The sequence below is a fragment of the Arcobacter cryaerophilus gv. crypticus genome (genome assembly GCF_002993025.1).
GTDB classification, from domain to species: Bacteria; Campylobacterota; Campylobacteria; order Campylobacterales; family Arcobacteraceae; genus Aliarcobacter; species Aliarcobacter cryaerophilus_B.
In genome coordinates this window covers 162310-184346 of sequence record NZ_NXGI01000002.1, presented here as the reverse complement: position 1 = coordinate 184346, position 22037 = coordinate 162310, and the positions used below count along the sequence as shown (strand labels likewise).

Genomic DNA, 22037 nt, shown 5'->3' with positions numbered 1-22037 from the left:
AAATATTATTCCAACTTAATATTGAAAGGGAGTTGATAAATGAAATTTACTCAAATGGCTAAAGCCAACGAAATCGAAAGATCTTGGGTTGTAGTAGATGCTGAAGGTAAAGTATTCGGAAGAATAATTACTGAAGTTGCTACAATATTAAGAGGAAAAAATAAACCTTGTTTTACACCAAATGTTGATTGTGGTGACTATGTAATTATTATCAATGCAAGTAAAGCTAGATTTACTGGTGCTAAATTAGAAGTTAAAAATTACTATACTCACTCAGGTTATTTTGGAAGTACTAAAACTCACAAAATGTCAGATATGATTGAGAAAAACCCTGAAAAACTGTTTAAATTAGCTACTAGAGGTATGCTTCCAAAAACTACTCTTGGTAAAGCTATGTTAAAAAAATTAAAAGTATATGCAGGAAGTGAACACCCTCATACTGCTCAAATTAAAGGATAATAGTAATGGCAAAAGTATATGCAACTGGAAGAAGAAAAACAGCAATAGCTAAGGTTTGGTTAGAAAATGGAAACGGACAACTAACTATAAATGGACAATCTTTAGATCAATGGCTTGGTGGTCATGATTCAATTAAAAAAAGAGTAATGCAACCTTTACATGTTTCAAAACAAGAATCAAGTGTAAATATCATTGTAAAAACTCTAGGTGGTGGATATTCAGCTCAAGCTGATGCTGCTAGACACGGAATTTCAAGAGCTTTAGTTGCTTTCGATGAGCAATTTAGAACTATCTTAAAACCTTATGGATTACTTACAAGAGATGCTAGATCTGTTGAAAGAAAGAAATACGGAAGAAAGAAAGCAAGAAAATCTTCTCAATTCTCAAAAAGATAATTGGTATTTTTCTTTATTTCTCAAAGGAGGCGATTTTTATCGCTTCCTTTTTTTATGCCTATTTTTTCAGTTTAACTCTTTAAATTTATTATGTTTTAGATATTATGTTTAAAACATAATGGAGTTTAAAATGTTAAAAAACCCTTTTTACTACGGTGGAGCAGTTTTAAATGAGCATTTTTGCAATAGAGTTGATGAGATAAAAGAGTTAAAAACAGATATAAATTCGGGTTTAAATTTACTTATTTATGCTCCTAGAAGATTTGGTAAAACATCATTTGTACTAAAAACTGTTGAAGAGCTAAAAGAGAATAAAGTCAAGTATGTTTTTTTGGATTTAATGTATCTATCAACATTAGATGATTTTATAAACAAGTATTTTAATATTCTAGCAAAAAGCTTACAAGAACCAACAGATAAAATTGTAAATTTTTTTAAAAATGTAATCCAAATAAGACCAAATATAAATGTTAGTTTTGATTTGGCTGGAAATCCAAATTTTTCACTTGCTTTGAATGGTGAAGATAGTATAAAAACTTTAGAAGAGGTACTAAATATTCCTTTTGAATTTGCAAAAAATGGACAAAAAATTGTTGTAATTTTTGATGAATTTCAAGAGATTGTAAATTTTGATATTGAAGCAAAAATAAGAAGTGTTATTCAACATCACAGCAATAAAGTTTCATATATTTTTATGGGTAGTAAAAAAAGCTTACTACACGAAATGTTTTTAAATAAAAATCGCCCTTTTTATAAATCTGTAAAACATTTTAAAATAGAAGAGATAAAACAAAATGAGTGGAATAGTTTTATAAAATCAAAATTTAAAAATACAAATAAAAATATTGATGATATCTTTATAGAAAAAATATTCTTACTTACAAAAGGTTTCCCTTATTATACTCAACAGTTTGCTTATGAACTATGGAATAATTGCGAAAAAGAAGTAAATGATGATATATTTTATAAAACTTTAAAAACTGTAATAGAGAGAGAAGAAGATTTATTTACAATGGAATGGGATAATCTTACAATTAATCAAAAAAAAGCTTTAAAAATAGTAGTAGAAAAAAATGGAATTTCACTTTATGATGAGCAATATTTTGCAAAATATCATATAAAATCTGCTTCTTTTCAAGTTGCATTAAATGGGCTTGTGAAAAAAGATATTATTGATAAAAATGGTTTAGCTTACTATATTTGTGACCCACTTTTTGAGTATTGGATAAAGCAAGATTAATTTAAAAAAAAGAGCAATTTTTGCTCTTCTTTAACTATTTTTCATATAACTCATCTGTTTATTATAAGCCATATCCCAAAACATATATTCAAACTCAACACTTGAAATAAATATATCTTCAACCACTTTTTTCTCATCTTCAGTTTTGTTTTTTACAAGCTCATCAAGTGCATCATAAAACCACTCAAATGACTCTTCAAATTCACTTGACGAATAAGTATCAATCCAAGATTTATAGAAATTGTTTTCAAGAGTATCTTTGTATTGCTCTTTTAATCTTTTCCCATAATCACAATATGTCCAAGCACAAGGAAATACAGTTGCTAAAGTTTCTGCTAAATCACCTTTTAAAGAAGTTGCAAGCATATTTGCTGTGTAAGTTCTATTAAACAAACTTGCTCTTACATTTTTAACCTCTTCCTCACTAATACCAAACTCCTTCATATACAAATGATGAAGCTTCATCTCATCAACTAAAGTTGCTTTTGTAATAGCACTAAGATTTCCAAGCATCTTCTCATCATTTGCTTTTGTCAAAGCTAAGGCAAACACTTTTGCATACTCTAAAAGATATAAATAATCTTGTAGTAAATAGAATTTGAACTTATCTTTATCTAAAGTTCCAGCTCCTAACTCTTGTACAAATGGATGGTTATAACCATCTTCCCAAACTTTTATAGCTTTTTGTTTTAATTGTCTTGAAAATGACATTTCTTATTCCTTTTATAATTATTTTATCTCTTGATAATTTGCTTTTTTTATTAATATCTCTTGATTAAAATTACTTATTGCATTAAATAACTCTTTATGAAAAGTTCCAAGTCCTTTATTATTACTATTTTCATAAGCAATTTCACCTGCAATTCCCATTGTAATTACTCCTAAAATTGTAGCTTCATATATTTTATCTTTAGAAGCTCCACAATAACTAGCAACCAAAGAACTACACATACAACCAGTTCCTGTAATATATGGTAAAAGATGGTTACCATTTTTTATTGCAATTACTTTTTTCCCATCAGATATAACATCAATTTCGCCAGTAATTGCAACAACTAAACCTAACTTATTTGCTAACTCTTTTGCTATATTTAATGTATTATCAATTGATTCCAAATCTTCTTTAGAAGCATCAGCACCTTTTTTATTTGAACTTAAATTTAAAATAGATTTTATTTCAGAAATATTTCCTCTAATACAAGATATTTTAGATGTTTCAAATAGTTCATTTACAAAATCTTTTCTAAACTTAGAAGCACCTACACCAACAGGATCTAAAATAACTGGAACTCCTTTTTCATTAGCTCTTTTGCATGCTTTTATTATAGAATTTTTTATATCTTTATTTAATGTTCCAATATTTATTAAAAGAGCTGAAGCAATATCCACAAACTCTTCAACTTCTGCTTCATCATCTGCCATAGCAGGACTTGCACCAACTGCTAAAGTTACATTTGCACAATCATTTACTGTAACATAGTTTGTAATGTGATGAATTAATGGGTTCTGTTTTTTTGTATTATTTAAAATATCAACTAAATTATTTATCAAAGTAATGCCTTAAAATATATTAATAAAAAGGCAATTCTATCACAAAGAAAAATGAAAAGCCAATTTATAATACTTTTTATAAAAAAACTATACAATACAAAATGAAATTTTTAATAACTTCTTTAATATTTTTTGCTATTTTTGTAAATATGCAAGCAAGTACTCTAAATTTATCTATGAGTTCAAGTCCCAGTAGATTAAATCCTATTTTAGCAAATGATAGTGCAAGTGGTGAAATATCTGATTGGCTTTTTAATGGACTTTTTAAATATGATAAAGATGGAAATATAACAACTGAAATAGCATCTTCATACACTTTTGAAACACCTACAAAACTTATTGTTAAACTAAAAGATAATGTTTTATGGCATGACAAAGAAAAACTATCTTCAAAGGATGTTGTTTTTACTTATGAACAAATAATAAACCCGACTGTTTTTAACTCAATAAAATCAAATTTTAGTGAAGTGCAAAGTGTAAAAGCAATTGATGATTTAACTGTTGAAATTGAGTATAAAAAAGCATATTTTAAAGCTTTAGAGATTTGGATGGTTGGACTTTTGCCTTATCATATTTTAAAAGATGAAAAAAATCTTATGACAAGTAGCTTTAATAAAAATCCAATAGGAACAGGTGCATATAAACTAAAAGAGTTTAAAACAGCAAGTGATATAGAACTTATTGCAAATGATGATTTTTTTGATGGTCGTCCAAAAATAGATAGGATTTTATATAAATTTTTACCAGACCCAAATACATCTTTTTTGTATTTAAAACAGAACAAACTTGATATTGGCTCATTAACTCCAATGCAAGTTTCAAGACAAATAGATAATAGCTTTAAAGATAATTTTGAAATTTTAAATAGAGCTAGTTTTGGATTTACATATTTAGGATTTAATTTAGAAAATCCTAAATTTAAAGATATTAAAGTAAGACAGGCTTTATCATTTGCTATAAATCGGCAAGAGTTGGTTGATATTTTATTTTTTGGATATGGAGAAGTTTGCAATGGACCATTTATGCCAAACTCTTTTGCTTACAATGATGAAGTAAAACCTATAACTCAAGATTTATTAAAAGCAAAAGCTTTATTAAAAGAGGCTGGATATGATGAAAAGAATCCTTTGATTTTTGAAGTGGTTACCAACACAGGAAATGATATAAGAATAAACACTGCTCAAATTCTTCAATATCAACTCTCAAAAATTGGTGTCCAGATGAAAATAAGAGTTATGGAATGGCAAGCATTTTTAAATACTGTTGTTCATCCACGAAAATTTGAAACTGTACTTTTAGGATGGTCTTTGGCTTTAATGCCAGATGCCTATCCTCTTTGGCATAGTAAAAGTGCAAAGCTAGGTGGATTTAATCTAGTAAATTACAAAAATGAAAAAGTTGATGAGCTAATAGAAAAAGGAAGTGGAACTATAAATAAAGATGAACTTGGTGAAATTTATAAAGAAATTTTTAAAATCGTTGCCAATGATTTACCATATCTATTTTTGTATATTCCAGATGGAATAACTGCTATTAATAAAAAGATAGAAAATATTGAACCAGCATTTATAGGTATTATGCACAATCAAAAAGATTGGGAAATAAAAGAGTAAGGAATAGTTTTATGAACAAAAAAGAGAAGATTATTTTATTTGATTTAGATGGTACTTTAATAGATTCAACAGATGCAATAACTGATACATTTTTACATGCATTTTCAAAACACAATTTTGATTTTAAAGGAACTATTGAAGATATAAAAATACAAATTGGATATCCACTTGATATTATGTTTGAAAATTTGGGTGTAGATAGAAAAATAGTTTGGGATTTTGTAGATAGTTATAAGATGCGATATAAAGATATTTCAGTTGCTCAAACGCTACTACTTGAAAATGCTTTTGAAGCAGTTACTTTAGCTTCAAAATTTGCAAGGCTTGGAGTGGTTACTACAAAAACAAGAATCTACTCAACTCCAATATTAGAAAACTTTGATATTTTAAAACATTTTGAAGTAATAATTGGAAGAGAAGATGTGCAAAATCCAAAACCACATGAAGAGCCAATTTTAAAGGCTTTGAATGCTTTAAAATATGATGATAAAAAACATCACGCTTTTATGGTAGGAGATACAAAACTTGATTTAATCTCTGCTTCAAATGCCTCTATAAACTCTGTGGCAGTACTATGTGGTTACTCAAATGAAGAAGAACTTTTAAAATATACTAATATTGTAAAAAAAGACTCTTTAGAAGCTGTAAAACATATCTTTCTACTTTAAATGATAAAAAATATTTTTCAAATGCTACTAGCTTTGCTAGCAGCTTTTTGTGGTTCAATTATTTTTATATATTTAAATTTTCCACTTCCTTGGCTTTTAGGAAGTATTTTTACTACAAGTTTGCTAATAAGATTTGAAAAAATTCCAATACAAAGCCCAAAAATATTTGGAGCACCTGCAAGAATTTTAATTGGTTTAGCAATTGGAAGTGCTTTTACTCCAGCAATTTTAAATCATATTCCACAATACACTATTAGTCTACTTTTGGTTATTCCATTTACTATTTTGATTATATTTTTTGGAACATACTATTACTATAAAGTTTTAAAATATGATTTAAAAACTTCATATTTAGGCTCAATGCCAGGTGGTGTAATTGAGATGGTTATAATTGGGCAAGAGCTAAAAGCAAATACTGCAAAAATAACTTTAATGCAAAGTTCAAGACTATTTTTCGTAGTTGTATCTTTGCCTTTTATTATTCAATATATTTTTCAAATAGATATTCGTGGTAACCAGCTTTTAACAACACCAATAAAAAATATAGATATTTTAGAGTTTTTATATATCTATATTTTTGGAATAATTGCAGCAATATTTGCAAAAAAGATAAAACTAACAGCTGCATATTTGATTGGTCCTATGATTGTAAGTATTATTTTATATTCAGGTGGATTTGTAACTACACATATACCAGATGAGTTACTTAAATTTATTCAAGTTGTTTTTGGCTCAATTATAGGTTTTACATTTAAAAATGTTGATTTAAAGACTATTTTTAATACTTTAGTTGCTACTTTGGGACATTTTGTTATTTTGATAATTTTGTGTGCAATATTTATTTTTATTATTCATCACTTTTTTGCTTTTTCTACTTTAGATATATTACTTGCTTTTGGACCTGGTGGTCAAACTGAGATAAATTTAATTGCTCTTTTGGTTGGTGCAAATTTACCTTATATAACTTTGCACCATATTGTAAGACTATTTTTGGTTATGAATATTGCTCCAATTATTGCTAAAAGGCTAAAGTAGTTAATATCTTTTATAATTTTTATAAATAAAAATCAAAAACTACTCAGCAAACTATTTATACTCTCTTCAAAAGCTTTGTTTGAAGCTTGTACAAAACCATAGGCATTGTTTGATTTACATAATACTTTTTTATCAAAATTAAAAGATTTTAAAACCTTATTATCTTTTACTAAATCAAACTTAAGTTTTAAAACTGCATAAGATTTTTCTTCTTCAAAAGTTTGATAAAGTTTTATAACTTCAGTTTTTAAACTATATTCATGTTCTATTTTTTTATCTCTTAAAACTACATTTTCAAAAATATTACTTGCTAAAAATGAGTCTGTTAATTGATTATAAATCATATTTGAAGGCAGATTTATCCATCTATTTTGTGCATATTCTTCAAATAAATATGGTTTTGTACTATAAAAAATAGATGTTAGATTAAAACTTCTATTTACATTTACCTCTTCTATTAAAATTGATTTTAATTTTGAAACCTCAGCTTTTTTTTGAGTTTTAAAATCTATTGAATAATGATTTATAGATAAACTTTCTTGTTTTAATCCACATCCACTAAATATAAAAAATATTAAAAAAACTAAAACTGTACTTCTACTTGTAAACAAAATTTTACTTTGTTTCATCATCTTTCTCTCCTGGTCCATATTTTATTGCCTTTTGTTTAAATATCAAATCACTTGGGCTTTCATTTAGATTATTCATTAAGTCTTGAGTTTGATTTAAAGTATTATCCAAATTTTTTAAAACTGTTTCTAGATTATTAATACTATCTTGAGCCATCCCTTTTATATCAAAAGCTCCTTTGTCAAAATCCTCTTTCATTTTTGTTGTTAGTGCTTTAAAATTATCAGCTGAAGTTTTTACACTCACAAAAGATGAGCTTCCAATAGTAGCAAAGTTTTTCATACTTAGTAAAAGTTCATCAATATTGTTTTGATTTTTTACTAAATAATCAGAAAACTTTTCAATATTTGCCATACTTTTTTGGCTATTTTCAAGAAGCATTGAGAAGTTTTTTAAATTATCTTCATTTAAAACATCTCTAAAAGAGTGAAGTAAAAAAGTAAGCTCTTTTGTAATATCTTCAGTTGAATCAACAAGATTACTCAAAGCTGATTTTTTTGAATTTATTATTTTTATACCATACTCATTTTCCTCTAAAGGTTTTGCTTCATTACTTCCACCTTTTAACTCTACATATTTAAGACCTGTAATTCCAAGATTTCCTAAAATTGCATAGTTATCCTCTTTTAATGGAGTTCCTTTTTGAATCTGTATTTCTACTTCAATTTTCTCTGAATTATGAGGACTTATCTTTATATTTTTTACAAGTCCAACATCAAAGCCTTTATATTTTATAGGTGAACCTATATTTAATCCAGAAATAGATTCATCAAAATGTATATAATATGTATCATATTTTTTATCTTCCAAACCATACTTTCCTAACCAAAATATTGCAATAATTAGTAAAAAAGATATTACACTTACAAATAAACCTATTCTAAAAAAATTAATCTTTGTATCCATCAATCTGCCTTTTTATGTGTTAAAAAATCTTGTATAAACTCATCTTTAGAACTCATAGCTTCATTTATATTTCCATCAAATATTTTTTCTTTTTTTATAATTATAAACCTATCAAGAACTGTTTTTATTGTCTCTAAATCGTGGGTTATTATAACTGTTGTGATATTTAGATTTCTCTTTAAATATAGCAAAAGCTCATTTATACTTTGTGTACTAGCAGGATCTAATCCACTTGTTGGCTCATCCAAAAATAGAAGTTTTGGTTGCATTGCAAGACTTCTTGCAAGGGCTACTCTTTTTTTCATTCCACCACTAAGTTCACTTGGATATAGTTTTGCTGTATGTTTTGGAAGTCCAACTATATCCAAATTTGTGTAAGCAATTTTTTCTATCAAATCTTTTGGTAAATTTGTATACTCTTTTAACATCACACTTATATTTTCAATCACATTTAAAAAAGAGTACAAAGCACCAAATTGAAAAAGATAAGAAAAATTTAGCTTCAAACTCTCTAAATCATTTATTGTTAGTTTTGAAATATCTTTATTAAAAATCTCAATTTTACCTTTTTGTATCTGATTTAGCATAACTATTTGTTTTACCAAAACACTCTTTCCACTTCCACTTCCACCTAAAACTCCAAATATTTCACCCTCATTTACACTAAAAGATATATTATTGTGTACAATATTATCTCCAAAAGCTGTGTGAAGATTTGAAACTTTTATTATTTCCATCTTATATTCCCATTTGAGTAAATATTACAGAGAAAACTGCATCTAGTAAAATAACCACAAATATTGCATTTACAACACTCATAGTTGTATATTTTCCAATACTTGTAGTATTGTTTTCAACTTGAAAACCTCTAAAACAACCAATAATTGCTATAAAAAATCCAAAAAATAGAGCTTTAAAAACTCCTAGTAGTAAATGTTTTACAGGAACTTCATTTTGAAGCCTATTTATAAACTCTATATATGTGATATCTAAACTTGTGTATGCGATTACCATTCCACCCATTACTCCAACAATATCTGCAAAAAATACCAAAAGTGGCAAAGATACACACAAAGCAAAAATTCTAGGAATTGTTAAAAAGATTATTGGCTCGAAATTCATAGTTCGCATAGCATCTATCTCTTCTGTTATTTTCATAGCTCCTATTTCTGCTGTATAGCTACTTGCACTTCTTCCAGCTATTACAATAGCAGTTACAAGTGGTGCTATCTCTCTAAACATGGTGATACTTATCATCTCAACTACAAAAATATTTGCCCCAAACTTTTCAAGCTGAACTGCTCCTTGATAAGCAATAACAACTCCGACCAAAAAAGCAGTCACAGCAACAATCAAAAGTGCATCTACTGCTGATGTTTCAATATATTTTAAAGTAGCTTTAAATCTAATATTTTTTGGATTAACTACTAAATAAAAAAGAAAATAAAAAACTTTTCCTACAAAATCTATAAATAGTTTTGTAGATTTTAATATTTCATATACTTTTTTTCCAACATTTTCAAAAAATCTATTTAATATCTTTTTCTCTTTAAGAAACTCATTTTGATAATGTTTTTGATAAAAGTCAAAAATTTGCTCATACTTTTCAAAGTTCAAATATGAAATATTTTGCTTTTTAAATTTTTTTAAAAATGAGATTAAATAAATAATAGCAATACTATCAAGCTCTTGTAAATTTTCAAAATCTACAATTAAATTTTTAGTTTTTGAGATATTTGATTGTTTTATATTTTCTATAATATCTGGTAAAGTATCTTTGTTCCAAATATTTAAAAGATTTAGTTTATATCCATCTTCTTGTTTTTCTAAAATAAAATATTCTATACTTTTCATAATTTTTACTATTTTCTCTTTTAAATTAAAATAATTTATATTATCCAAAATTTACAAAAATAATCTTTTTTATGAAAACTACCTTTAAATTTCTTTAGCTATAATTTTTCAAAATTTTAATAAATATATAAAAGGATACAAAATGCCATTATTAGATAGTTTTAGAGTTGATCATACAATTATGCCAGCACCTGCAGTAAGAGTTGCAAAAGTTATGCAAACACCAAAAGGTGATGCTATTACAGTTTTTGATTTAAGATTTTGTGTACCAAATGAAAAAATGTTAAGTGAAAAAGGTATTCATACTTTAGAGCACCTTTTTGCTGGATTTATAAGAAATCATTTAAATTCTCCTACAGTTGAGATAATTGATGTTTCACCAATGGGTTGTAGAACTGGTTTTTACATGAGTTTAATAGGAACTCCAAAAGAGGAAGAGGTAGCAACTGCTTGGAAAAAATCTATGGAAGATGTTTTAAAAGTAGAAAAACAAACTGATATTCCAGAACTAAATATTTTCCAATGCGGAACATGTGCTATGCACTCACTTCCTGAAGCAAAAGATATAGCACGTGATATTTTAGCTTCAAATATTGGAGTTATGTCAAATGAAAAACTATTTTTAAGCGAAGAGAAACTATCAAGTTTAGGAAACTAAACTTGATAGAGGACAAACTGGTTACCACAAGTGATGGTAGCCACACTCTTTTTTCTTTAAAATATAATCAACACTTTCACAATACAGAAGATGGTGGATTAAGTGAAGCTTTACATAAACATATTATTCCAGCATTTACATATTTTCAAGATAAAAAAGAGTTAAATATTTTGGATATTTGTTTTGGTTTAGGGTACAACACTTTTGCAACTATTTATTATATTTTAAAAAATAATCTTGATATTAAAATAAATATTTATTCTCCTGAATTTGATTTTGATTTAATAAAATCTTTAAAAGATTTTACTTTTCCAAAAGAGTTTGAAGAGTTTAAAAATATAATAAATGAACTCTCAAATAATCAAAAATATGAAGATGAAAAAATAAAAATAGAGATTTTTATAGGTGATGCAAGAAAATACATAAGAACTTTTCCAAAAAACTTTTTTGACATAGTATATCAAGATGCTTTTTCAAGTGATGTAAATAAAGAGCTTTGGACAAAAGAGTATTTTCTTGATATTTATAAAATATGTAAAAAAAATACAATTATTACAACTTATGCAATCTCTACAAATATAAGATTATCTATGTATGAAGCAGGTTTTTTTATATATGAATCACGACCAACAAAAAGAAAAATAACTTTGGCTTTTAAACAAGAACAGATGATTATTGGAAAATATATAGATATGGAGCTAAAGAAAATAAGGAATAAAGAGTCAAAAGCCCTATTTGATAGCTTTATTTAATTTTTTTTTCAATATAATGCAAATTCTAAAAAATACACAGGAAACTTCATGAAAAACTTTTTAAAAATATTTGTCTTGCTTTTAAGCCCACTGCTTGCCCTTGCGTACAATGATGCAAAAGTTTTTCAAAAAATCGAAAAAGATTTAGACTCAATTATAGTAAAAGACTTAAACAAAAAACAGTTAATTTTCCAAAAAGATGCAAATCAGCTAATAAGACCAGCTAGTTTAACAAAAATTATGACATCAATTTTAGCGATTGAAAGTGGTAAAATGAATAGTATTGTTACTATTACTGCTGAGATGAAAAAAGTTGAACCTACAATTATGAATTTTAGAGTTGGTGAGAAATTTTATTTAAGAGATTTAGTAAATGCTGCTATGATAAAATCAGCAAATGATGCAGCAAATGCAATTGCGATTTATCTTGGAAATGGGAGCAAACAAAAATTTGTAACTATGATGAATACAAAAGCAAAAAAACTAGGTATGAAAAATACTAACTTTCAAAATCCTTGTGGTTTTGATGCTCCAAATCACAAAAGTACTGCAAGTGATTTATTAAAACTTACAGAATACTCTATAAAAAACAATACTTTTAATAATATTGTAAAAAAAGAGAGTTATAGCTTTAAAGCAATAAATACAAAAAGATCTTACTTTGCACATACAAGCAATAAACTTCTTCCAAAAGAGAAATATATGATTGGAGTTAAAACTGGTTATACAAGTAAAGCTGGACCTTGTTTAATTGCTCGTGCAAAAGATGGGAAAAAAGATATTTTACTAGTAATGCTAAATTCTCAAAATAGATGGGAAAATACAAAACTAGCTTTAGATGCTGTTTTAGATAAAAGATAGATTACTAAATATTAGTCAATCTATCTAAAATATATTTTTGTAAATCTCTTTTTGAAATCTCTTCTCTCATAGCCTCTTCAAAAATTTCATTTACTTTATTAGAATACTCTTCATAATCAAAAAATGGAAAATGTAAATTCCAAGCCTTTTTAAGCCTACTTTTTGTCATTTCCTTTTTTATAATATCTTTAAAATAGTTAAATCCCATAAATATAAGTGCTGTGATAACCATTCCACCAACTATTGATATATGTGCATCTATCTTTGCAAGCAATTTATGTGTAAGAAGAGAAATAGGTAAAAGAACTGCTAAAACTAACCAAACATAAACAAGATATGCTCTTGTTAATCTTAATCTAAAACCTAATCTTGAACTATCAACTTCCATATCATTGCTAAACTGAACTGAAGCAACCAACATATCTTTTAATAAAATTGGCTGCTTTGAAGTTGTATAAATGTAATTTAATATATAATTTTTGATATTTTTTTCTCTATTCATAATATTTCCTCAAATAAATTGTGATAATTCTACCTTAGTTTGCTATAATAATTGTTAAAATTTTAAACTTAAGGTTGATTTTGAAAAAGATATTTATTTTTATTTTACTTTTCAAATACCTATATGCAACAGATTTGCAAAAAGTTTCACTTCAACTTATGTGGCTTGACCAGTTTCAATTTGCTGGATTTTACATAGCAAAAGAGAAAGGCTTTTATCAAAAAGTTGGACTTGATGTTGAGTTTAAAAAATTTCAAAATGAAACAAATGTATTAGAAGAAGTTACACAAAATAGAGCAACTTTTGGACTTGGTTCTAGCTCTTTAATAGTTCATAAATCAAATGGTGCAGATATATCTATATTTGGAGCTATTTTTCAAACTTCACCTCTTGTGATTTTGGCTTTAAAAAATTCAAATATAGACTCAATTAAAGATTTAAAAGATAAAAACTTGATGATTGCAGATGAGCAGCTAAATTTTGCAAATTTACAAGCTATGTTTAGTAGTCAAAACTTTGATATTAAATATGTAAAACTAATTCCTCACTCTTTTAATATTGATGATTTAATAACTAAAAAAACAGACTTAATGGCTTCTTATACTACAAATGAACCTTTTTTATTAAAAGAAAAAGGTTATGAAAGCAAAATTTTCTACCCAAAAGATTATGGATTTGACTTTTACGAAAATATTATGTTTACAAATAGTGAATTTGCACAAAAAAACCCAAAAATTGTATATGATTTTTATAAAGCTTCAATAGATGGTTGGAAATGGGCATTTGAAAATATTGAAAAAAGTGTTGATATTGTTTTTGAGAAATATAATCCACTAAATAAAAGTAAAGAAGCACTACTTTTTGAAGCAAATGAGATAAAAAAAATTATTTTTGATAAAAATGGAAATATTGGAACCATTTCTGATGAAAAAATGAATCTAATCATAAATACATATAAAGTAATGGGTTTAATAAAAAATGATATAGATTTAAATAGTTTTATTTTACATAATAATTTTCAAAATGAACTAAATAGTGAAGAAAAAGAGTATTTAAAAACAAAAAAATCTTTTACTTATTGTTCTCATAACGATTTAATGCCATTTGAAGCTACTTTAAATAATAAACATATTGGAATTATAGAAGAGTATCTTGTAGAAATTTCAAAAAATTTAGATATAGAATTAAATTTTGTACCAACTTTAAATTGGCACGAAAGTTTTGAAAAAGTTGTAGAAAATAAGTGTGATATCTTAACAACAATTGCAGATAAGAAAAATAGAGAAAAGCTTTTAAATTTTACAAATCCTTATCTGGATTTCCCTTTTGTGATTGCTACAGATATTTCTAAACCTTTTATTGAAGATTTAAAAACTCTAAAAAGAGTTAAAATTGCTCTTGTTAAAGATTTTGCAACAAGTAATATAATAAAAAACAGATATAAAAATATTAGTTTTGTAGAGTATGCAAATCTTTATCAAGCTTTAGAAGCTGTAAGAAAAGGTGAAGTTTATGCTGCTATTGACTCTCTTGCTGTTATTGGATATGAGATACAAAATCATTTTGTAGGAGATATCAAAGTATCTGGAAAAATAGATGAAAATCTAAAACTTTATATGGCAACAAATATTGAAAATAAAACTCTTGCATCAATTTTAGATAAAGCTTTGAATTCAATAAACGAAAATCAGAAACATGATTTTTTTAATAAATGGGTATATATAAACTATCAAAATAGTATTGATAAAGATACAGTTCTTAAGCTATTTATTATTATCTTAGCTATATTTTTAATTTTAGCTATTATTTATAGAGCTTATTTACTGAAAAAAACAAATCAAGAGCTAGAAAATAGAGTCGCTTTTGAGATAAAACAAAATGAAGAGAACAATAAAATTCTTTTACAACAATCAAAAATGGCAGCAATGGGTGAAATGCTTGAAAATATAGCTCATCAATGGAGACAACCACTATCAACTATTAGTATTTGTACTTCAGGAATGGAGCTTAAAAAAAATCTAAATATGCTAGAAGATAAAGATTTATATGATTCAATAAATCATATAAAATCTTCTGTATCATATTTAAGTAACACTATTGAAGATTTTAGAAGCTTTTTGGATAAAGATAAAATTACATCTAATATAAATATAAATCATTTAGTACAAAAAGTACTAGATATTTTAAATCCATCTTTGCAGTCTAAGAATATTGAAGTTATAAAAAATATAGATGATTTTGAGTTTTTAACTATTGAAAATGATTTGATTCAAATTTTTATGAATATCATTACAAATGCAAAAGATGCTTTAAAAAATTTAAAAGCTGAAGAACCAAGATATATTTTTATTAATATTTCAAAAAATCAAAAAAATATAGTTATTGAAATTTTTGATAATGCTATGGGTATAAAAGATGAGATTATATCTAGGATTTTTGAACCATATTTCACAACAAAACATAAATCTCAAGGTACAGGAATTGGTCTATATATGTCAAAAATATTAGTAGATAATAACCTAAAAGGTAATATTTTTGTAGAAAACCATAAATTCTTTTACAATAATATAAATTACAAAGGCGCAAAATTTACTATTTTATTGCCTATTAAAATTGAACAAAAATAGATTTAAGAATTAAATTCTTAAATCTAAACATTGTAATAGTTTGCTTCTTTGTTATGAACTACAATTGCACAAGTAGTTTGCTCAGGATGCATTTGGAATGTTTCACTAAGCTCAATTCCATATTTTTCAGGATTTAACAAATCAAAAATATCTCTATTTTGTGATAACTCAGGACAAGCTGCATAACCAGGTGAATATCTACAACCTACATATTGCTTCATTTGAACATCGCTTAATCTATGCCCCTCTTTAGGAACAATATCCCAATCAAGCCTTATTTGTTTATGTAAAACTTCAGCCAATGCTTCAGCTAATTCAACTCCAAGTCCGTGAACTTGATAATATTTTGTAAACTCACCACGATCATAAAACTCTCTTTCATAATCACTTATTTTAAGTCCAGCACTTGCAAGTGTAAATCCTACAACATCTAATCTATCATTTGCAAAAAAGTCAGCTATACATCTAAAAGGTTTTCTTTTTTGTCTTGGAAACTCTAAAACTTTTATAGCTTCACTTAAAGGTGGAACTTTTTTTGCCTCTTCAAGATTGTTGTAAAGATATTTTTTATCAAAAATATATAGTTTATTATCATAAGAAATACATGGATAATACTCATATATAGCAATCGGTTCAAATATATTTTTTGAAATAAGTTCATCTTTTAAAGAGTAGTAAATAGGCTCAACAACATCTTTTTCATATTTCATAAATGCTTCTGGAGTTTGTTTTCCTCTTTTATATCCCCATCTTTGTCTAAATAAAACTCTGTGATTTATCCAAGAAAATATTAGCTCTTTATCTAGTTCATCTCCAGTTTTTGCAACTTTATTCCAATATGGAGGAACTATAAACTCTCTTTTTGGCATAGAAATCTCTTCATAAGGAGGAATTACAGCCTCCTCTTTTTCAACTCTATCGCTTGTATCAATTTTTTCAATTAAATCAGCAGCTAGTTTTGTATCAATCTCTCCACCTTTTTCAATTCTTTGCATAGATACAACACCATCAAAAGCATCACGACAATAAAAAATCGGACCATCATAAATTGGTCTGCAATAATCATCAACAAAGCTTTTTGTTAAAGCAGCACCTCCAAGCATAACTGGAATTTTAATTCCTAGTTTTTGCATCTCTTCAAGGTTTTCTTTCATTACAGCTGTACTTTTTACAAGTAATCCACTCATTCCAATAGCATCTGCATTGTGTTCTTTTGCAGCTTCTAAAAACTGATTTAAATCTGCTTTTATTCCAATATTTACAATTTTAAAACCATTGTTACTTAAAATAATATCAACTAAATTTTTACCAACATCGTGAACATCGCCTTTTACAGTTCCTATAACCATAGTTGTTTCACTATCTTTTTCTTGCTTGGGTAAAAATGGATTTAAAGAATCAACAGTAGCTTTCATAGTTTCAGCACTTTGAAGGACAAATGGAAGTTGCATTTGACCACTTCCAAAAAGCTCTCCAATTATTTTCATTCCATCAATTAACCACTCATTTACAATCAGTTCAGGAGGTACAACATCTTTTAACTCTAAAACTAAAGGAAGTAATCTATCTTTGTCACCATCTAATAAAAGTTTTTTAACTTTTTCAATAGGTTCCATTTTTTGATACTCTTCATCACTTTGTTCATCTTGTGACTCAACATTTGAAAAATGGTCAATAAATTTAAATAGTGGATCCCCGTTTTCTTGGTTGTTAAATATCAAATCATCACAAGCTTTTCTATCTTCATCACTTATTTTATTTAGTGGAATTATATGTTTAACATTTACAATAGCAGTCGTTAGCCCTGCTTTTACACAGTGGTCAAGATATATTGAGTTTAGATAAATTCTTGCATTTTGAGATAAACCAAATGAGATATTTGAAAGCCCCAAAGTTGTTCCTACTTCTGGATGAAGAATTTGAAACTCTTTTATAGCTTCTAAAGTTTCAATTCCAGCAGTTCTATACTCATCATCACCACTTCCAATTGTAAAAGTAAGCATATCAAAAACTAAATCAGCTGGGTCAAAACCGTGTCTATTTACACATAAATTGTAAATTCGCTCTGCAACTTCAAGTTTTCTTTGTTTTGATTTTGCCATTCCAATCTCATCGATTACAAGGCAAACTAAAGCTGCTCCAAACCTTTTTGCCAATTTGCAAACTTCATCAAATTTATCTTCACCATCTTCAAGATTAACTGAGTTTATTATACATCTTCCACCAATTTGTTTTAAAGCAGCTTCTAGTGCTTTTATTTGAGTAGAATCAGGCATTAGTGGAAGTGAAATTTTTTGAGAATACAGCGATACAACTTTATTCATATCGCCAGTTTCATCACGACCAGCAAATCCAACACTAACATCAATTACATGAGCCCCAGCTCGAACTTGTTGTTGAGCAACACTTAAAGTTCCTTCATAATCATTTGCTTTTAAAAGCTCTCTAAAAGCTTTACTTCCAGTTGCATTACTTCTTTCACCAATAAGCAGTGGTGCTGGCTCTTGTTTTAGTGGAACTATATTAAAAAGTGATGCCAATGAAGCTTTTAAAAATCCATTTGGTTTTTTTGGAATCATTTCTTTAACTGCATCGCTTAAAGTTTTTATGTGAAGAGGTGTAGTTCCACAACATCCACCTAAAAATGCAACTCCATTAATATTTAAAAACTCTTTTTGTAAAGCTGTAAACTCATCAGGTCCCATTGGATAAAAAGTTTTTCCACCTTTGTTTTGAGGAAGTCCTGCATTTGCGTGAACTGAGATTGGGAATTTTGATACTTCACTCAAAGCTTTTACATGTTTTTGAACTTGAATTGGTCCAGTTCCACAGTTAAAACCCAAAGATAAAATATTAAATGGTTTTAAAATAGCTGCAATTGTTTGTGCATCTGTTCCTATTAGCATTGTTCCATTTAACTCAATTGTCACTGAAACCATAATTGGAATTTGCGGTGCAATGTCATTTAAAGCATGAAGTGCAGCTTTTATTTGAAGTGGATCTTGACAAGTTTCAAGTAAAAAAACATCAGTTCCACCATCAACTAAACCAGAAGCCATAGTTTTATAGCCTTCATACATTGCATCATAAGTAATATGTCCAAGACTAGGAAGTTTTGTTCCAGGTCCAATAGATGCTAAAACAAATTTTGGCTCATCTTTTGTGCTATGTTTTTCACAAATCTTTTTTGCACTTTGTGCTGCTAATTTTGACAACTCATAAGACATATGACCTATGTCATAATCTTCTAAAACCCATGGCATACTTCCAAATGTATTTGTGCTAATAAAATTTGCACCAGCAATTGCATAGTTTTCATAAATTGTCTCCAAAATATGAGGAGCTGTAAGATTTAAAAGCTCATTGCAACCTTCTAAATCTTTATTCTCAAATTGCCAAAACTCTTTTTCTATCTCACAAGCTTGAAGCTGTGTTCCCATAGCTCCATCAATTATTAAAACTTTCTCTTTTATTAAATCTTCTATTTTTTGCTTCATATCATCTTCTTATATTTATTTAAAGTTTATATTATATTTTAAAATTGCTAAAAAGCTTGAATCAAAGCATTACTACAATTTGTTTTTAAATTATCGATTAATGTAATATAATATTTTTTATCAATTTTTGTAATATAAAATATAGTGTTATTTGTCGCAACAACTTCATAACTAATAGTTTTAACTTTTTTTGTAAACTCTTTTTCTTCTTTAGTTTTATCATTTAAAAAACTATCTAAGTAGTTTGTGTTTGGTTCAAAAATAAAAATTCCATCTTTACTCCACCCATAAAATGCATCATTATATGGGCTACAATTAAATGAAACTTCAATATTTTGTATATCAAAACTCTCAATATAAGTATCAATTTCTTCAATTGTATATTTTTTGATTATTTGTGGTTTATTTTCCAACTCATTTAGATTTACTTCAAAATAACCATAGTTTTTATTTATATAAGTTTCATTTAGATTTTTCAAATCATTTATCTGAATTAAATATAATATATATCGAATATGGCTTAAAAGCTCTTCATCTATTGGCTCTTTTTTTATTGGCTCTAATCTATTTTGATTTACTGCACAAGAGCTAAAAAGTAGTAATATAAAAATTAGTATCAGGTTTTTTATCATTTTATTTCCAAATATTTTACGAATAGTACATTTTTTAATCTTAGAACTTATTTTAATTATCTTTTTGATAATATTATTGATTAAAATCTAATTTTAGGATAATAAAAGCAATGACTGAATCAAAATATATTTGGATGGATGGAGAGTTTACTCCTTGGAAAGATGCAAAAGTTCATGTACTAAGTCACACTTTACACTATGGAAATGGTGCTATTGAAGGAACAAAAGCTTATAAAACTGTTGATGGAAGATGTGCTATTTTTAAATTAAATGAGCATACACAAAGACTTTTAAACTCTTCAAAAATGACATTAATGAATGTTCCATTTTCACTAGAAGAGTTAAACAAAGCTCAAGTAGAGTTACTACAAAAAAATGAGTTAACAAATGGAGCATATATTAGACCACTTGTATATTTAGGTTATGGTGTTATGGGTCTTTATCATAAAGATGCACCTGTACAAGTATCAATTTCCGCTTGGGAGTGGGGAGCTTATTTGGGAGAAGAAGGTCTTAAAAAAGGTGTTAGAGTAAAAATCTCTTCATTTACAAGAACTCCAAATACTTCAGGTATGGGAAAAGCAAAATCAGTTGCAAACTATATGAACTCTCAAATGGCAAAATTTGAAGCTGTTGAAGCTGGATATGATGAAGCTTTACTAAGAGATGATCAAGGATATATTGCAGAAGCATCGGGTGCATGTTTCTTTATAGTTAAAGATGGAAAATTAATATCTCCACCAAATGACAACTCTTTAGAATCAATTACTCAAGCAACTGCAATTGATTTAGCACATGACATGGGAATTGAAGTTATTAGAAGAAGAATAACTAGAGAAGAGATTTATGTAGCTGATGAAGCATTCTTTACAGGAACTGCAGCTGAGATAACTCCTATTAGAGAAGTTGATGCAAGAGTTATTGGAGCTGGATGTAGAGGTCCTATTACAGAAAAAATCCAATCTGCATATTTTGATGTGGTAACTGGAAAAAATCCAAAATACATTAAGTATTTAACATATATTAACTAATTTTAAATAATATATTAGATTAAAAAAAAATAAGGAAGATTATGCCAATAGATAACGACTATTTTAAGAACAGACAGCAGGGAAATAAACCTAACGGTGGAGGAGGTGGAAATTTTCAACCACCATTTGAAACTCCAGAATTTTTCAAAAATTTTGGTAAAAAAGCAGGATTGCTATACCTTGTAATTATATTAATTGGTGCACTATTTTTGTTTAAACCATTTGTTATTATTGAATCAGGACAAGTTGGTATTAAAGCAACAACAGGAAAATATGATAAAGAACCTTTAAATCCAGGATTCCATTTTTATATTCCTGTAATTCAAAGAGTTATTGTTGTTGATACAAAAGTTAGACTTTTAACATATATGAATACACAATCTGTAGGTTCATTTGACCAAAGTATCAAAAATAGCCCTGCTATTAATGTTCTTGATTCAAGAGGTTTACCAATCTCTATTGAATTAACTGTTCAATACAATATTATTGCAAGTGGAGTTCCTGAAACTATTGCAACTTGGGGACCATCGTGGGAAGATAAAATTGTAAATCAAGTTGTTGGAGAAGTTGCAAGAAGTGTTCTTGGTGGATACAATGCCGAAGTTCTTCCTATGAAAAGAAATGAAGTTGCTGAAAGTCTTGATAGATTAATCAAAGAAAAAGTAAATGAAAGATCTAAAGGTGCAGTTATTGTTGAATCTGTTCAATTAAAAGAGATTGTTCTTCCTGAAAAAATAAAAGAACAAATTGAAAAAGTTCAAATAGCAAACCAAGAAGCTGAAAGAGTAAGATACGAAGTTCAAAGAGCTAAACAAGAAGCTGAAAAAAGAGCTGCACTTGCAACTGGAGAAGCTGACGCTAAAAGAATTGAAGCACAAGGTAGAGCTGATGCTGTGGCTATTGAAGCGAAAGCACAATCTGTTGCAAATAAAGTTATTGCTGAATCTTTAACGCCTAGTCTTCTTCAAATGCAACAAATTGAAGTTCAAGGAAAATTCAACGAAGCCCTAAGAGAAAACAAAGATGCTAAGATTTTCTTAACACCAGGAGGTTCAACTCCAAATATCTGGGTTGATACAAAAGATAAAAGTAGAGACACTGTAGTTAATCAAAAATAGTATATAGA

At 27.3% G+C, this 22037-nt stretch carries 21 protein-coding genes; 12 read left to right on the top strand and 9 right to left on the bottom strand.

Features of this window, described 5'->3' with window-relative positions; all coding sequences use genetic code 11:
• Positions 1–39 precede the first annotated feature (39 nt).
• The 3 genes from rplM to CJ670_RS01315 all read left to right on the top strand — a co-directional run bounded on the left by rplM (position 40) and on the right by CJ670_RS01315 (position 2094).
• Entirely contained in the window at positions 40–459 is a 420-nt protein-coding gene (gene rplM / locus CJ670_RS01325) for a 50S ribosomal protein L13 (RefSeq protein WP_105911859.1), read from the top strand.
• A gap of 5 nt (positions 460–464) precedes the next feature.
• Positions 465–854: a 30S ribosomal protein S9 gene (rpsI, locus tag CJ670_RS01320; RefSeq protein WP_105911860.1), complete on the top strand. Its 390-nt coding sequence runs from the start codon at positions 465–467 to the stop codon at positions 852–854.
• Positions 855–984: 130 nt separating this feature from the next.
• A complete protein-coding gene (locus CJ670_RS01315; RefSeq protein ID WP_165785164.1) occupies positions 985–2094 on the top strand; it encodes an AAA family ATPase in 1110 nt (369 codons plus the stop codon).
• 30 nt (positions 2095–2124) lie between these two features.
• Here CJ670_RS01315 and tenA read toward each other — a convergent pair whose 3' ends face one another.
• Positions 2125–2805: a thiaminase II gene (tenA, locus tag CJ670_RS01310; RefSeq protein WP_105938575.1), complete on the bottom strand. Its 681-nt coding sequence runs from the start codon at positions 2803–2805 to the stop codon at positions 2125–2127.
• Positions 2806–2823: 18 nt separating this feature from the next.
• Complete coding sequence (thiM, locus tag CJ670_RS01305) at positions 2824–3645, bottom strand: hydroxyethylthiazole kinase (protein ID WP_207763596.1); 822 nt, start codon at positions 3643–3645, stop codon at positions 2824–2826.
• Positions 3646–3746: 101 nt separating this feature from the next.
• Here thiM and CJ670_RS01300 point away from each other — a divergent pair, with 101 nt between their 5' ends.
• Genes CJ670_RS01300 through CJ670_RS01290 form a run of 3 tightly spaced genes read left to right on the top strand, consistent with a single transcriptional unit; the run spans position 3747 to position 6961 of the window.
• Positions 3747–5258, top strand: coding sequence for a peptide-binding protein (locus CJ670_RS01300; protein WP_105938573.1), 1512 nt, complete (start codon positions 3747–3749; stop codon positions 5256–5258).
• Between the two features lie 11 nt (positions 5259–5269).
• The gene (locus tag CJ670_RS01295; RefSeq protein WP_105938572.1) at positions 5270–5926 is read left to right on the top strand and encodes an HAD family hydrolase; all 657 of its coding nucleotides are present in this window, start codon (positions 5270–5272) and stop codon (positions 5924–5926) included.
• Positions 5927–6961, top strand: coding sequence for an AbrB family protein (locus tag CJ670_RS01290; RefSeq protein WP_228154180.1), 1035 nt, complete (start codon positions 5927–5929; stop codon positions 6959–6961).
• Between the two features lie 32 nt (positions 6962–6993).
• On the opposite strand, the gene CJ670_RS01285 is transcribed toward CJ670_RS01290, so the two are convergent.
• From CJ670_RS01285 to CJ670_RS01270, 4 genes are read right to left on the bottom strand one after another with little or no spacing between them, the layout of a single operon-like run.
• The gene (locus CJ670_RS01285; RefSeq protein ID WP_105938753.1) at positions 6994–7590 is read right to left on the bottom strand and encodes an ABC-type transport auxiliary lipoprotein family protein; all 597 of its coding nucleotides are present in this window, start codon (positions 7588–7590) and stop codon (positions 6994–6996) included.
• Complete coding sequence (locus CJ670_RS01280) at positions 7577–8497, bottom strand: MlaD family protein (RefSeq protein WP_105938571.1); 921 nt, start codon at positions 8495–8497, stop codon at positions 7577–7579. The genes CJ670_RS01285 and CJ670_RS01280 overlap by 14 nt, the downstream gene beginning before the upstream one ends.
• The gene (locus CJ670_RS01275; protein WP_105938570.1) at positions 8497–9234 is read right to left on the bottom strand and encodes an ABC transporter ATP-binding protein; all 738 of its coding nucleotides are present in this window, start codon (positions 9232–9234) and stop codon (positions 8497–8499) included. Before CJ670_RS01275 ends, CJ670_RS01280 begins: the two co-directional genes overlap by 1 nt.
• 1 nt (position 9235) lies before the next feature.
• A complete protein-coding gene (locus tag CJ670_RS01270; RefSeq protein WP_105938752.1) occupies positions 9236–10351 on the bottom strand; it encodes an MlaE family ABC transporter permease in 1116 nt (371 codons plus the stop codon).
• 142 nt (positions 10352–10493) lie between these two features.
• Between CJ670_RS01270 and luxS the strand changes: the two genes are divergently transcribed.
• Genes luxS through CJ670_RS01255 form a run of 3 tightly spaced genes read left to right on the top strand, consistent with a single transcriptional unit; the run spans position 10494 to position 12622 of the window.
• A complete protein-coding gene (luxS, locus tag CJ670_RS01265; protein WP_105911868.1) occupies positions 10494–11009 on the top strand; it encodes an S-ribosylhomocysteine lyase in 516 nt (171 codons plus the stop codon).
• 2 nt (positions 11010–11011) lie between these two features.
• Positions 11012–11761 carry a tRNA (5-methylaminomethyl-2-thiouridine)(34)-methyltransferase MnmD gene (locus CJ670_RS01260; protein ID WP_228154179.1) on the top strand — a complete coding sequence of 250 codons (750 nt, stop codon included), beginning with the start codon at positions 11012–11014 and terminating at the stop codon, positions 11759–11761.
• Between the two features lie 48 nt (positions 11762–11809).
• Positions 11810–12622 (top strand): D-alanyl-D-alanine carboxypeptidase family protein, encoded by an 813-nt coding sequence (locus CJ670_RS01255; RefSeq protein ID WP_105938568.1) that lies wholly within the window; start codon positions 11810–11812, stop codon positions 12620–12622.
• A 4-nt stretch (positions 12623–12626) separates the two neighbouring features.
• On the opposite strand, the gene CJ670_RS01250 is transcribed toward CJ670_RS01255, so the two are convergent.
• The gene (locus CJ670_RS01250) at positions 12627–13124 is read right to left on the bottom strand and encodes a hypothetical protein (protein WP_105938567.1); all 498 of its coding nucleotides are present in this window, start codon (positions 13122–13124) and stop codon (positions 12627–12629) included.
• Positions 13125–13204: 80 nt separating this feature from the next.
• Between CJ670_RS01250 and CJ670_RS01245 the strand changes: the two genes are divergently transcribed.
• Positions 13205–15751: an ABC transporter substrate-binding protein gene (locus tag CJ670_RS01245; RefSeq protein WP_105938566.1), complete on the top strand. Its 2547-nt coding sequence runs from the start codon at positions 13205–13207 to the stop codon at positions 15749–15751.
• Positions 15752–15774: 23 nt separating this feature from the next.
• On the opposite strand, the gene metH is transcribed toward CJ670_RS01245, so the two are convergent.
• Together metH and CJ670_RS01235 are read right to left on the bottom strand one after the other, a co-directional pair.
• The gene (gene metH / locus CJ670_RS01240) at positions 15775–19248 is read right to left on the bottom strand and encodes a methionine synthase (protein WP_105938565.1); all 3474 of its coding nucleotides are present in this window, start codon (positions 19246–19248) and stop codon (positions 15775–15777) included.
• Between the two features lie 47 nt (positions 19249–19295).
• Positions 19296–19880, bottom strand: coding sequence for a hypothetical protein (locus CJ670_RS01235; protein ID WP_105938564.1), 585 nt, complete (start codon positions 19878–19880; stop codon positions 19296–19298).
• 110 nt (positions 19881–19990) lie between these two features.
• On the opposite strand from CJ670_RS01235, the gene CJ670_RS01230 reads away from it, so the two are divergent.
• Both CJ670_RS01230 and CJ670_RS01225 read left to right on the top strand, forming a co-directional pair.
• Positions 19991–20911 carry a branched-chain amino acid transaminase gene (locus CJ670_RS01230; protein ID WP_105938563.1) on the top strand — a complete coding sequence of 307 codons (921 nt, stop codon included), beginning with the start codon at positions 19991–19993 and terminating at the stop codon, positions 20909–20911.
• 41 nt (positions 20912–20952) lie between these two features.
• Positions 20953–22029 carry an SPFH domain-containing protein gene (locus tag CJ670_RS01225; protein ID WP_105938562.1) on the top strand — a complete coding sequence of 359 codons (1077 nt, stop codon included), beginning with the start codon at positions 20953–20955 and terminating at the stop codon, positions 22027–22029.
• Positions 22030–22037: the final 8 nt, after the last annotated feature.